We start from the raw sequence: 13,228 nt of genomic DNA on the forward strand, positions 1-13,228 counted from the left end.
ATTACTGTCATGACCATTCGCGTCGCTATCAATGGCTACGGCCGTATCGGCCGCAACATTCTGCGTGCTCACTACGAAGGTGGCAAGAAACACGATATCGAAATCGTGGCCATCAACGATCTGGGTGATCCCAAGACCAATGCCCACCTGACGCAGTATGACACCGCCCACGGCCGCTTCCCCGGCACCGTGTCGGTCGATGGCGACAGCATGGTGGTCAACGGTGATCGCATCCGTGTACTGGCCAACCGCAACCCGGCTGAACTGCCGTGGGGCGAGCTGGGCGTGGACGTGGTGCTGGAATGCACCGGCTTCTTCACCAGCAAGGAAAAGGCCAGCGCCCACCTGAAGGGCGGCGCCAAGAAGGTGATCATCTCTGCGCCTGGCGGCAAGGATGTGGACGCAACCGTCGTGTACGGCGTCAACCATCAAGTGCTGAAGTCCACCGACACGGTGATCTCCAACGCTTCCTGCACCACCAACTGCCTGGCGCCCATGGTTCAGCCGCTGCATGCCAAGCTGGGTCTGGTGACCGGCCTGATGACGACCGTGCACGCCTACACCAACGACCAGGTGCTGACCGACGTTTACCACGAAGACCTGCGCCGCGCTCGTTCCGCCACGCAAAGCATGATCCCGACCAAGACTGGCGCTGCCGCCGCTGTCGGCCTGGTGCTGCCCGAGCTGAACGGCCGCCTGGACGGCTACGCCATCCGCGTGCCGACCATCAACGTGTCGCTGGTTGACCTGTCCTTCATCGCCGAGCGCGACACCACGGTCGAAGAAGTCAACGCCATCCTGAAGGAAGCTTCGGAAGGCGCGCTCAAGGGCATCCTGGGCTACAACACCGAGCCGCTGGTTTCCATCGACTTCAACCACAACCCGGCTTCCAGCACCTTCGACGCCACGCTGACCAAGGTCAACGGCCGTCTGGTGAAGGTGTCGTCCTGGTACGACAACGAGTGGGGCTTCAGCAACCGCATGCTGGACACCACCGTTGCGCTGATGAACGCAGCCTAAAGCAAACCACGGGCGCTTGTCGGCCTGAGCCTGCGCGCCGCTACGCCCGCTGTCTTGCGCAACCCCCAGGCGGGGTGCGGGGGCAGCGGGCTTTTTCATGTCTTCCCATTGCATCCGGAGCCATCCATGTCCAAGACTCCCTCCACGCCCGCCGTGCTCACGCTGGAAAAGCTGGCGGCCAGCGGCCAACTGGCCGGTAAGCGCGTGTTCATCCGTGCCGACCTGAACGTGCCTTTCGATGACGAAGGCAACATCAGCGAAGACACCCGCGTGCGCGCGTCCGTGCCCGGTATCCGCCTGGCGCTGGATGCCGGCGCCGCTGTCATGGTGACGTCGCATCTGGGCCGTCCCAAGGAAGGCGAACTGAATCCGGAAGACAGCCTGGCGCCGGTGGCGCGCCGCCTGTCGCAACTGTTGGGCGTGGAAGTGCCGCTGGTGCGTGACTGGGTGGATGGCGTCGAAGTGCTGCCCGGCCGCGTTGTGCTGCTGGAAAACTGCCGGGTGAACCCAGGCGAGAAGAAAAACGACGAGACCTTGTCGCGCAAGATGGCTGCGCTGTGCGATGTGTACGTCAATGATGCCTTCGGCACCGCGCACCGCGCCGAAGCCACCACCCACGGCATTGCCCGCTACGCGCCCGTGGCCGCTGCCGGCCCGTTGCTGGCCGCCGAACTGGAAGCCCTGGGCCGTGCCCTGCAGGCGCCTGCGCGTCCGCTGGTGGCCATCGTGGCTGGTTCCAAGGTTTCGACCAAGCTGTCCATCCTGGAAGCCCTGGCTGACAAGGTAGATCAGCTGGTGGTGGGGGGCGGTATCGCCAACACCTTCCTGCTGGCCATGGGCAAGCCCATCGGCAAGTCGCTGGCGGAACCCGAGCAGATTGGCCAGGCCAAGTCTGTCATCGAACGCATGCAGCAGCGCGGTGCCGCAGTGCCTATCCCCGTGGATGTGGTGTGCGCCAAGAGCTTTGGCGCCGATGCCGCAGCCACGGTGAAATCCGTTGATGATGTCGCCGCAGACGACCTGATCCTGGATATCGGGCCGCAATCCGCCGAGCAACTGGCCGGCATCCTGAAGCAGGCTGGCACCATCGTCTGGAACGGCCCGGTCGGCGTGTTCGAATTCGATGCCTTTGCCAAGGGAACGGAAGTCATCGCCCGCGCCATTGCGGCCTCGCCGGCTTTCTCCATTGCTGGTGGCGGCGATACGCTGGCTGCTATTGCGAAGTTCGGCATTGCCGACGATGTCAGCTACATCTCCACCGGCGGCGGCGCTTTCCTGGAGTTCCTGGAAGGCAAGGTATTGCCGGCCGTGGATATCCTGCAGCAACGCGCCAGCGCCTGATCTGGCAATACGTGGCGGCCTGCCTGCGGCCCGGCTCATCCCGGCGCCGCGGCAGGCCGCCACGCAGTACCATGTTGTCAGCCTGCCGACGGGCTGGCTGCCTGCGGGGCGGGGGCGGGCTCCGCATAGGGCTTCATGAACAGCCCGCACACCATGGCGATGATGCCCAGCGACGCCATATAGATCACGATCAGCCTGGGGTCGCCATTGCCGCTCTTCAGCAGATAGGTGGCCACCAGCGGCGCAGTGCCGCCACCGATGGCGCCGCCGATCTGCACGGCCAGCGAAATGCCCGTGTACCGGATTTCAGGCGGGAACATGCTGGAAAACAGGCTGGCTTCCTGCGCATACATGGCGGCGTACACCAGACCGAAGCCGATGATCATCGCCAGGTTGATATGCCCGTCCGTCCTTTCGCCCAGCATTGAGAAAAATGGCCCGCTGAACAAGGCGATTCCAGCTGCGCCGGCAATGAAGATGGCCTGTTTGTTGAGGTAGTCCCCGAGGATGCCGAACAGGGGAATGGTGAACAGCGTGGCGACTGCTCCCCACAGTACGGCATCGAGAATGACTTGCCTGGGCAGATCGAGCGCGCTGACGGCATAGGTCAGTGAAAAAGTCGCGATGGTGTAGAACCAGGTCTTTTCCGCGATACAGGCCAGCATGGCGACCATGGTGGGCAATTTGTGCTGAGCGAGGACGATGCGTAAAGGCATGGGCTTGGGCGCTGCACGGTGCTGCTCACGCACGGCGGCGAATTCCGGAGATTCCGCGACTTTTGCCCGTATGAACCAGCCCACCCCCAGCAGCAGGAAGCTGGCAAGAAAGGGAATTCTCCAGCCCCAGCTCAGCATCTGATCTTCAGGCAGCTGCGCCACGGCACCCATGGCCAGTGAGGAAAGGATCAGGCCGGGCGCGACACCAACCTGGGGCAGGCTGCCAAAGAATCCTTTCTTCTTGCTGGGCGCATGTTCGACGGCCATCAGGACAGCGCCACCCCATTCTCCGCCCACCGCCAGGCCTTGGCAGAACCGCAGCAAGACCAGGATCAATGCGCCCCAGTAGCCAATGATTTCGTAGCTGGGCGTCAGGCCGATGAGCACGGTGGGAACGCCCATGAGCATCAGGCTGATCATGAGCATGGATTTGCGGCCGACCCGGTCGCCGAAGTGACCGAACACAATGCCGCCCAGCGGCCGGGCGATGAATCCGACGGCATAGGTGCCGAAAGCGGCCAGCGTCCCCGTGACAGGGTCGATGGCAGGAAAGAATATCTTGTTGAATACCAGTGCGGCGGCGATGCCGTAAATGAAAAAGTCGTACCACTCGATAGTGGTGCCTATCATGCTGGACAGGCCGGCAACGACATGTTGGCGTTTCTGTGGCCGGGCCATTGCAGCGGCTTGTTTGGTGGATTGCATATTGTCTCCTTGGCGTGCGAGCCGGCTGCGGGGCGGCCGGCTCGAACCATGCGGCATTCAGATTGCCGTCGTTTCGTCTTCCAGGTTCCTGCGCTTGTCCATATTGAAGCGGCCCTCGTAGATGGCCCCCTGTTTCGTATGGGGGCCGACATACTGGACATAGAGAATCTTGCCGTCTTCCAGCGTTTCCAGCGCATATTCGAAGTGCGGATCGGGATGGAACATCATGGAACCCTTGCCATAGACCTTGCCTTCGATCAGGAACTTGCCTTCCAGCACGTACCAGACCTGCGCAAAGTAGTGGTTATGCAAAGGGTGGGTCGATCCCTTTTCGTACATCACGATGCCGGCGTTGGGGATGCTGGGATCGTCGGCCGTGGGGTGGAACATCATCTTGGAATGCTGCCCCTCATAGCGCAGGTTTTTCCATTCGATATCGTCCTCATGCATGGCCTGCATGCATTGATGATCTTCGGTCAGCGGGCCGCCGCGACCGTCTTTGTGAAGAATGGGTTTGCCAGTGACTGCATCGGTTCCGAACATGCTTGCTCTCCTTTTGAAATGCGGGATCCTTTTTTATTTAAACGGGATCCCATTTGTAGAAATAGTATCCCATTTGGAAGGGCGGCAGCACATCATCAGAGAAAACCCCTAAGCGCTCCGAAGGCCTTGCCGGGGCGATATGAGCTTGAGGACGGACGCGAGGGAGATGTTCTGGCAGCAGCGGGGGCAGGATTTTCAGTGTCCCGATACTTGTTTATGGGATCCTGTAAGATGGCGGGCTTGAGGAATGAATGCAGAGATGCGCCACGCAGGGACTGTGGTCGTGCGTCGGGCGCTGCCTGTTTGGAGGAAGACATGAGATCTTCGGCAGAGATCGCCGATGAAATTTTCCGGCGGATTCAAACCGGGCAGTATCTGCCTGGAGATCCCTTGAGCCAGTACGAACTGGCCGATGAGTTCAAGATCAGCCGTACACCCATCCGCGAAGCCTTGCGTTTTCTGGAGGCCCGCCGCGCCATTTCACTGACGGCCAGCGGCCGCGCCTTTGTGGCGGTACCGTCGCCGCAAGCGATTCGTGAAGCCTTCCAGATCCGCGCGGAATTGGAGGGGCTGGCGGCAAAACTGGCCGTCGATTGGATCGAAGACGAGGATTTGGCGCGATTGGCGCAGCATCAGCGCGACTATGCCGATGCGCTGCGCTCGCGGGTGCGTGGCGAAGCGGGATCGGAATGGCTGCGTCATAACCGCAGCTTCCATGATGTGATCACGGTCGCCAGCCACAATGAGCGCCTGCATGAGCTGATCAAGGAACTGCAAAGCGGTATCGTCACCAGCACCCTGAATCTGGCTTCGAAGATGCCGTCGCGCTTGATGGAAGAGAACATCCAGCAGCACGAAGACATTATTGCGGCGCTGCGTGCACGCAACCCTGGCGCGGCCAGGGACGCGGCAGTCGAGCATGTTTCCAGAACGATGGATCTGGTGCTGGATTGGATGTCGCGGCGCGCGGCTTAGGCGCAGCTTGGAGGGCGCAGAGCATCCGCCGGGCCCATGAAAAAACAGCGCCGCTTCATATCGAAGCGGCGCTGTGAGAAGGCCTTAGGCCATATTCCGGCCGGAAGCCGGCAGCCTGATGGCTGCCATTTGCTTACTTGCCGCGCGGGCCGCGCCGTTGGGCGGTCGCGGTGCGGGGCGTCCGTTTGGCCGGTGCAGCCTTGGTGGCGGGTGCGGTCGTCGTTGCGGGCGCAGCCGGGGCAGCCGGGGCGACAGGGGCAGCCGCCACGGCGGCGGCAGGCGCGGCGGCTGTCGCCACCGGATCGGCAGCGGCTGGCGCGGCGGTTTCGGCCGCACGCTTGGCAGCGGCCTTGCGCGGGGCGGCGGCGCTGGTGGCGCTTGCGCTACTGGCAGCGGTGGCCGGTGCGGCCGGCGCCGGGGTGGCGTCTGCCGCGGCGTCTGCCGCCGTCACGCTGGGCGCGGCATCATGCAGCACGGCACCCAGCTCAGGCTTGGGGTCGGGCTGCGGCACCGGTTTGCCACTGCCCTTGGCGGTCGCCCAGGGGGCGGGTTCCAGGCCGGGGATGGGTTGCGTTTCCGTGGCTTGCGCGACACGGCTCTGCGAGCCGGCACCGGTAGCCTGGGGGTTTGCGCCCAGAATGGGAAAACGTGCCGCGCGGTCGGCGGCCGATTCGAAAATGGCGCGCATTTCTTCCAGCCGTGCCTGGCTGGTATCGCCCAGTTTGTCGCCTGCGGCCGTCACGACCCGGATCATCTGCTCCAGCGCTTGCCGGATGCTGGTTTCCGAGGCTTGCGACAGCAGGATGGGCATGCTTTGGATGGCGCCCTGCATATCGAGCATCATCATCAGCGCCTGTTCCCGCACCATTTCCTTGAAGCGCTCCAGCGTCATGCTCTTGTCGTGATCGACACGCAGACGGCGGATCAGGTTGAAGTTGCGCTCGTCGATGGCGCCTTCGCCATGGCCGACATACACCAGCATGCGGATGCAGGCTTCGCGCAGGCCGCCACGGCTGACCTGGGCTCGCAGGCTGGCCAGCGTGTTCTTGACGAAGTCGCGGTGTTCCGGCGAAACGCCAGGGTGCTTGCGCGCGGGCGTTTCGGGGTGCGCGCCCAGCCCGGCCAGGGTCTGGGCCAGCGGCGAACCATAGATCGTCATGAACAGCTGCTCGACGATGTCGTCGCGCGTGACGCGCCAGATATCCAGGCCGGACGAAATGCTGCGCGACAGGATTTCCTGCCAGACCCGGAAAATATTGTCGGCGGCCACCGGCACGCGTTCTTCACGTACTTTCTCGGCAAGCTTCGCCGTACTTTCCGCCAGCGGATTGGTGTCACTGAACGCTTCGTATTGCAGGCGCAGCGGATGCAGCACGCGCAGGGTTTCCGCGACGGTGGGGGTGGCCCAGAGTTGCACCCAGGGTTGCAGGAAGCGCCGGTACAGGCCCAGGTTGACTTCCGACAGGCGCGCGACGGTGGCGAAGCGGCGGTCATCTTCCTGGATAGGTTCGATGATCTTGCGTACCTGATCCAGCTTGCGGCGTTCAAAGCTGGCGATATACGGGCCATCGGTCAGGTCGGCGTTGGGCGTATCGCTTTTCTTGTCGCGGATGATGGCTTCGTAGATGCCCGTGGGCAGCACGTCGATCAGGTCGATATTGCTGGTGAATTCCTGGTGTTCCTTGCGTGCCACGCTGCCCGACACGAAGATGCCCAGGTGGCCGATGCTTTCATGCACGGCATAGACGATGGTCTGGCCGTGGGCACGGATTTCCTCGTCGTTCTGGTAAACATCGGTGAGCCAGCCCAGTGCCTGCGGCGGGGGCGTGATGTTATCGCCGCGCGAGCAGAAGACGATGATGGGCGATTGGATATTGCGCAGGTCCAGGCGGATACCGTCGGTGGTGACGAGCTCCGCAGTGGACAGCCGGTTGCCAATGAACAGGTTATCGACGATGTACTGGATTTCATCGCCATTCAGATAGACGTGGCCGCCCCACCATTTTTCAAATCCGAGGTAGCGCTCGGTTTCGGTGTCAACATTGGCGTACAGGTGGTATTGCTTGTCCCACAGCGTATTGGCCGGATTGAGGAACTCAAAGTTGCGCACCAGCCAGGCACCGTCGAACTTGCCGTGGCCCATGTCGCTGGTCAAGGCGGTCATCCAGGAGCCGCCCAGCAGGCCGCCCAGATAGCGCATCGGGTTCATGCCGCGCCAGCCCGCCCAATAGGACAGCGGCGCGCCAGCCAGAATGATGGGGCCGAACAGTTCGGGGCGCATGGCTGCGGTCATCATGACCTGCCAGCCGGCCTGGCAATTGCCGATGACGACCGGCTTGCCTTCGGCTTCCGGGTGCAGCGCAATGACGGTTTCCAGGAAGGAAGCCTCGGCGCGCATGACGTCTTCGACGGTCTGGCCGGGCTCCGGGTCGGGCAGGAAGCCGACGAAGTAGCAGGGGTGGCCTGCCCGGATAGCAACGCCCAGCTCGCTTTCCGGCTTGAAGCCGCCGATGCCGGGGCCATGGCCGGCGCGGGGATCGACGACGACGAAGGGACGCTTGCGCGGGTCGATGATCACGCCTTCGGGCGGGATGATGCGTGACAGCATGTAGTTCACCGGGCGCGGCAAGGTATTGCCGCGAGCGATGATTTCCGACTGCATGCTGAGCACATTGGGTTCTTGTTGCGCCAGGTGCTCCTGGTACTGGTTGCCACGCTGGCGCATGACATCGGCATACAGCACGCTGCGCTGCCAGGCATCGACGGCATAGGCCATGGCGGCAGACCAGGGCGTCAGGGAGAACAGGGAGGTCAGGGGGGCGCCCGGGGCCTGAGGGGCCGCGTTGGAAGGCGCCTGCGTGTTGACGCTGGCTTGTTGGCTGGTGGGCATGGCGTACTCCGTATTGATCAGGACGGCGCCGGTCAGCTTACGGCGCAGCGGGACATGCGTACCTCTCCTGCGATTACATCGCAGAAAATATTGCAATGCAACATTAACATTGAAACGGCTGGGTAAACCCGCTACGCCAGGTTTCGGATGGCCGGGAGTGCTTCGGTTTGCAGCGCCAGGCAGTCGCTCGTTGGAACAATGTCTTTCGTTGGTGCAGCCTCTTGCTAGCCACTGAAACCGCCGGCGCGCAGAAAGGCATCTTCTTCTGTGGTCGTGACGCGCCCCAGCACATCATTGCGGTGGGGGAAGCGGCCGAAGCGGCTGATGATCTCGTGATGGATTTCCGCGTAGCGCAGGGTTTCTCCGCCTAGCGGCCGACAGAGCGCCACGCAACGGATTTGCGCTTCCAGGTCTTCCGCATGTTCCAGCGGCAGGTACATGAAAGGGCGCAGCGGCGGTTCGATGGCCAGATCATGGCCGAAGGCCAGGGCCTGTTCCGTGTAGAACAGCGCCAGCGGGTCGGTGGCGAACATATGGGCCGTGCCACGGAAGGCATTGCGCGGGAACTGATCCAGCAGCAGGATCAGGGCCAGGGCGCCTTCCGCCGTATCCATCCAGGCATCGCGTTCACGCCGTGCTGCAGCCAAGTGATCGGTGATGAAGGCCTGGCGAAAGCGCAGATCGAAGTCGGCATTCTTGGCGAACCATAGGGCAGGCCCGGCTTCGCGCCAGAAGGTGATGACCTGATCAGGTGTAGCGCTGGTCTGCGTATCGTTGTTGAACATGGAGGCTCCCCCAGGAGAGTGGCATCGCTTGCTTTAGCATCATAGCGGATTGTGATGCCGCCGCAGGGGGCAGGAGCGGAACCTTGACAGGGTTTGTCCAAGGGCCGCTACGCAGGAGGGTGATCACGGCATAGCGTCTGGCGAATGGCTGGCCGGCCAGTGCGGCCGGCGCGGTTCATGGCTGCAGGTTGCGGGCCCAGTGAGCGTACAGGGGGGCCAGCGTGTCATGCAGCGCGGCCGTTTTAGCGTCCAGCGCCGCCAGGGTGTCGGCCCTGGATGTGACGGCGGGGTTTCCGGCAGCCAGTTCCCGATCCAGTTGCTGGCCGTTGCGCGCCACGGAAAGGCGCACCAGCGCCGGCGTCATTTCCAGGTGGGATTGCATGGCGATATGGATGCCGTCGAGGACAAAGCCCTGATGCAGGCAATGGGCGCTGGTGGCAATCAATTCGGCACCTTCAGGCAGGCGATGGAAGGTATCGCCGTGCCATTGGAAGGTCAGCAGTTCGTGTCCGGCAGGACGGGACAGCCAGTCTGCTGCGGCCGGCGCGCCGGTTACGGTAATGGGCTGCCAGCCGATTTCCGGCCGTGGATTGCGGCTGACTTCCCCGCCGAGTGCGACGGCCATGATCTGGCTGCCCAGGCAGTGGCCCGAGAGCGGAATCCGACTGTCGGCCGCCTGGCGGATCAAGGACATTTCCTGTGCCAGCCAGGGCAGCGGATCATGCACGCTCATATAGCCGCCCATGAAGATCAGGCCGGAAAAGGCATCGGCACGGGCAGGCACCGGGGCGCCATCGACGATCGGGATCAGGCGGTAGGGAATGCCCAGGGCGTTCAGGATGGCGGGCACGCTGCCTGGCGCACCGACTTCGGTATGTTGAAAAATCGCGACGGGTTTCATGCCGGGTTTCCGGTAGGGGATGGCTGGGAGGCGGGCGGCGCCGTGCCGGACATGCCGACGCCCAGCAGGCGCTGCAGCAAGGCGGTATCAGCGGCCAGTTCGCGGCTGGCGCCGGCGTGGCAGACGGCGCCGCGTTCCAGCACGATCGCCTGGTGCGTCATGGACAAGGCCAGCACCGGGTGTTGCTCTACGATGATGGAGGGCAGGCCGTCCTCTTCGCATAGCTGCATGATGGCGCGCGCCAGTTCTTCCACGATGATGGGCGCCAGGCCTTCCATGGGTTCGTCCAGCAGCAGCATGCGCGGGTTGGTCATCAGCGCCCGGCCGATGGCCAGCATTTGCTGTTCGCCGCCGGATAGCTGGTTGCCATAGTTGCCGCGGCGTTCCTGCAGGCGCGGAAACAACCCATAGACGCGCGCCAGGTTCCAGGGGCCGGGGCGGGCGACGGTGCTCAGATTCTCTTCGACGGTCAGGGATGGAAAGACCTCGCGTTCCTGGGGCACCCAGCCCAGGCCGGCGCGTACCCGCCGGTGCGGCGCAGCCTGGGTGATGTCGGTTCCATGCCAGCGGATCGCACCGCCCATGACACGCGTATTGCCCATCAGAGTTTCCAGCAGTGTTGTCTTGCCGACACCGTTGCGCCCGAGGATGGCCAGACTCTGGCCGGCAGGCAGGGCCAGGCTTAAACGGTCCAGGATGACGGCATTGCCATAGCCGGCCGTCACGGCATCGAAAACCAGTGCATCAGCCGGCATGGGGAACTCCGGTGGTACCGAGATAGACTTCCCGCACGCGCGGGTCGGTCATGATCTCCGTCGGGCTGCCTTCGGCCAGAATGCTGCCGGCAACCAGGACGGAGATACGTTTGGAAAAGCGAAAGACCAGATTCATATCGTGTTCGATGAACAGAATGCTGATGTCGTCGGGCAGGGCGGCGATGACCTCGAACAGCTCGCCGCTTTCATCTTCCGGTATGCCCGCCGCCGGCTCGTCCAGCAGCAGGATATGTGGCCTGGCGGCCATCGCCAGCGCGATTTCCAGCAGGCGCTGCTTGCCGTAGGCAAGTTCGGTGACAGGCGTGGTGGCGACGCTGTCGAGCCGCAGGCGCCCCAGCAGTTCATGCGCTTCGTCGTGGACGCCGGGCATGCGCCGCAGGTTGCGCCACCAGTTCGCGCCCAGCCCTTCGCGTTCGCAGATGGCCAACACGATGGAATCCAGCGGGGTCAGGCTAGGGAAGAGCGTATTGATCTGGAAGGTGCGCACCAGGCCGACGCGTGCGCGCTGGTCGCAGGAGTGCTGGGTGATGTCTTGCTTGCCCAGCATGATGTTGCCGCTGCTGGGCCGCAGGACGCCGGTCAGCAGATTGATCAGCGTGGTTTTGCCGGCGCCATTGGGCCCGATCAGGGCCTGGCGCGAACCTGGCTCCAGCAACAGGTTGACGTCGGTGACGGCGGCAAAAGCGCCGAAGCGTATGCCCAGGCCGCGGGTTTGCAGGGGCAGGGCGCTGCCTTGCGGTTTCATCGTGCTTTCCCCAGAGTGAACAGGCGTGAGAGCAGGCCCAGGATGCCGCCGCGGCCCATCATGACCATCGCCATCAGGAAGATGCCAATCCAGAACATCCAGAATTCCGGATTCAGTTTGGCGAAGGCGTCATGCAGCACCATGTAGATAATGGCGCCTATCAGGCCGCCGTAGAGCCTGCCGGTGCCGCCCAACACCAGAATGATGAGGATTTCTGCCGAGCGGTTGAAACCGATGGATTCGATACCGACGAATTGGGTGGTCTGGGCCAGCAAGGCGCCGGCAACGCCGGCAATGGCTGCGGAAAAACAATAGGCCATGCGCAGGCGCTGATCTACCGGCGAGCCGATGGCGCGCATGCGTTTGCGATTGTCATGAATGCCGCGTAGCGCCAGGCCGAAGGGCGAGCGGACGATGCGCCGAGCCAGCAGGAATACCACCAGTACCACGGCGTAACTATAGAAGAAGGCGGTCTTGCCCCACAGGTCGAAGTCGAAATAGCCCAGTACCGGCCACATTTCGATACCCTGCAGGCCGTCCGTGCCGCCGGTGATGCTGCTCAGGCGGTTGGCCAGTTCGGCAAACAGCATGCAGACGCCGATGGTGATCATCAGGCGTGCCAGGTCGGAGCCCCGCACCACCAGATAACTCAGCAGATAGCCGACCAGCGCGCAGACTGCGAAGGCCAGCAGCAAGCCGGAAAACGGTTCGGCCCAGCCATGTTTGGCCAGCAGGCCGGCGGCATAGGCGCCCAGGCCGAAGAAGGCGGCATGCCCGACGGTCAGAATACCGGCATAACCGAGAGCGATATCAAGGGAAACCGCAAACAGGCCGAAGATCAGTATCTGGCTCAACAGCGTCAGACGGTCGGGCAGCAGCAGGCTGCAGGCGGCCAGCGCCACCCAGAACAGGGCTTCCAGCCAGGGCAGGCGGTCTTGGGGAATAGAGAGTTTTTTCATGCCAGCCCCTTGCGAGGAATGATGCCGTTGGGGCGCAACAGCAGCAGTGCGACCATGAAGACGTAGATCAGGAACGAACCGGCTTCGGGCAGGTAGTACTTGCCAGCGACATCCACAATGCCCAGCAGCAATGCAGCAACGAAGGGGCCGGTGATGGTGCCCGCCCCGCCAACGCAGACGACGATCAGAAAGTACACGAGGTATTTCAGGGCGAAGGCGGGTTCCAGCCCGATGACGCCCAGGCTCAGTGCGCCACCTACGCCGGCCAGTCCACATCCGAATGAAAAGGTCAGGAAGAACAGCCGCTTGACATGGATGCCCGTCCCCGCCGCGACACGCTGGTTATCGACGGCGGCACGTACCATGGCGCCATAACGGGTCTTGTTGAGCAGCAGAAGCAAGCCGCCCCAAATGAGTAGGCCGGCCAGCACCAGGAACAGCCGATAGCGGCTGATATCCAGGCCCGGCAGCGTGATCTGGCCTTCCAGCACGGCCGGCATGCGGAAGGGTTGCATGGACGGCCCGAACAGATAGGTGATGCCTGCCGTCGCAGCAAATACCAGGCCGATGGAAAACAGCACCTGATCCAGCGGATGCGCGCGGTACAGACGCCGGAAGAACAATTGCTCCAGGACGGCGCCGCACAAGGCGGCGGCGACGAAAGCCAGGGCGAGCGAACTGAAGAAGTCCAGTCCGTAGCGCTGCATTGCAAAGCTGGCGGCATAGCCGCCAGCCATGGCGAAGGCGCCGTGCGCGAGATTGACGAAATTCATCAGCCCCATGGTCACGGACAGCCCGACGCTCAAAAGGAAGAGGAGCATCCCGTAGGCCACTCCATCGAAAATCACTGTCGCCATCGAGATGCTCCTGCC

The 13,228-nt window shown here is 63.1% G+C and carries 12 protein-coding genes; 3 read left to right on the forward strand and 9 right to left on the reverse strand.

Going from position 1 to position 13,228, the window contains the following annotated elements:
- The first annotated feature begins 9 nt into the window (after positions 1 to 9).
- Positions 10 to 1,020 carry a type I glyceraldehyde-3-phosphate dehydrogenase gene (gene gap / locus ACNA1V_RS12345; RefSeq protein WP_415833907.1) on the forward strand — a complete coding sequence of 337 codons (1,011 nt, stop codon included), beginning with the start codon at positions 10 to 12 and terminating at the stop codon, positions 1,018 to 1,020.
- Positions 1,021 to 1,146: 126 nt separating this feature from the next.
- Positions 1,147 to 2,361: a phosphoglycerate kinase gene (locus ACNA1V_RS12350; RefSeq protein ID WP_415833908.1), complete on the forward strand. Its 1,215-nt coding sequence runs from the start codon at positions 1,147 to 1,149 to the stop codon at positions 2,359 to 2,361.
- Between the two features lie 77 nt (positions 2,362 to 2,438).
- Here ACNA1V_RS12350 and ACNA1V_RS12355 read toward each other — a convergent pair whose 3' ends face one another.
- Both ACNA1V_RS12355 and ACNA1V_RS12360 read right to left on the reverse strand, forming a co-directional pair.
- Positions 2,439 to 3,782: an MFS transporter gene (locus ACNA1V_RS12355; protein WP_415833909.1), complete on the reverse strand. Its 1,344-nt coding sequence runs from the start codon at positions 3,780 to 3,782 to the stop codon at positions 2,439 to 2,441.
- A gap of 57 nt (positions 3,783 to 3,839) precedes the next feature.
- Entirely contained in the window at positions 3,840 to 4,325 is a 486-nt protein-coding gene (locus ACNA1V_RS12360; RefSeq protein WP_415833910.1) for a cupin domain-containing protein, read from the reverse strand.
- Positions 4,326 to 4,640: 315 nt separating this feature from the next.
- On the opposite strand from ACNA1V_RS12360, the gene ACNA1V_RS12365 reads away from it, so the two are divergent.
- Positions 4,641 to 5,300, forward strand: coding sequence for a GntR family transcriptional regulator (locus ACNA1V_RS12365; RefSeq protein ID WP_415833911.1), 660 nt, complete (start codon positions 4,641 to 4,643; stop codon positions 5,298 to 5,300).
- A 133-nt stretch (positions 5,301 to 5,433) separates the two neighbouring features.
- Here ACNA1V_RS12365 and ACNA1V_RS12370 read toward each other — a convergent pair whose 3' ends face one another.
- From ACNA1V_RS12370 to ACNA1V_RS12400, 7 genes are all read right to left on the reverse strand, one after another.
- Positions 5,434 to 8,190, reverse strand: coding sequence for a DUF3141 domain-containing protein (locus tag ACNA1V_RS12370; protein ID WP_415833912.1), 2,757 nt, complete (start codon positions 8,188 to 8,190; stop codon positions 5,434 to 5,436).
- 224 nt (positions 8,191 to 8,414) lie between these two features.
- Positions 8,415 to 8,975, reverse strand: coding sequence for a DUF924 family protein (locus ACNA1V_RS12375; RefSeq protein WP_415833913.1), 561 nt, complete (start codon positions 8,973 to 8,975; stop codon positions 8,415 to 8,417).
- A 175-nt stretch (positions 8,976 to 9,150) separates the two neighbouring features.
- Positions 9,151 to 9,876 carry a type 1 glutamine amidotransferase gene (locus tag ACNA1V_RS12380; RefSeq protein ID WP_415833914.1) on the reverse strand — a complete coding sequence of 242 codons (726 nt, stop codon included), beginning with the start codon at positions 9,874 to 9,876 and terminating at the stop codon, positions 9,151 to 9,153.
- Positions 9,873 to 10,631, reverse strand: a complete 759-nt coding sequence (locus tag ACNA1V_RS12385) for an ABC transporter ATP-binding protein (RefSeq protein ID WP_415833915.1) — start codon at positions 10,629 to 10,631, stop codon at positions 9,873 to 9,875. The genes ACNA1V_RS12380 and ACNA1V_RS12385 overlap by 4 nt, the downstream gene beginning before the upstream one ends.
- Positions 10,621 to 11,397 (reverse strand): ABC transporter ATP-binding protein, encoded by a 777-nt coding sequence (locus tag ACNA1V_RS12390; protein ID WP_415833916.1) that lies wholly within the window; start codon positions 11,395 to 11,397, stop codon positions 10,621 to 10,623. The genes ACNA1V_RS12385 and ACNA1V_RS12390 overlap by 11 nt, the downstream gene beginning before the upstream one ends.
- The gene (locus tag ACNA1V_RS12395) at positions 11,394 to 12,356 is read right to left on the reverse strand and encodes a branched-chain amino acid ABC transporter permease (protein ID WP_415833917.1); all 963 of its coding nucleotides are present in this window, start codon (positions 12,354 to 12,356) and stop codon (positions 11,394 to 11,396) included. Before ACNA1V_RS12395 ends, ACNA1V_RS12390 begins: the two co-directional genes overlap by 4 nt.
- Positions 12,353 to 13,213: a branched-chain amino acid ABC transporter permease gene (locus tag ACNA1V_RS12400; protein WP_415833918.1), complete on the reverse strand. Its 861-nt coding sequence runs from the start codon at positions 13,211 to 13,213 to the stop codon at positions 12,353 to 12,355. The genes ACNA1V_RS12395 and ACNA1V_RS12400 overlap by 4 nt, the downstream gene beginning before the upstream one ends.
- Positions 13,214 to 13,228: the final 15 nt, after the last annotated feature.

The sequence above is a fragment of the Kerstersia similis genome (genome assembly GCF_965139615.1).
Lineage (GTDB): Bacteria > Pseudomonadota > Gammaproteobacteria > Burkholderiales > Burkholderiaceae_B > Kerstersia > Kerstersia similis.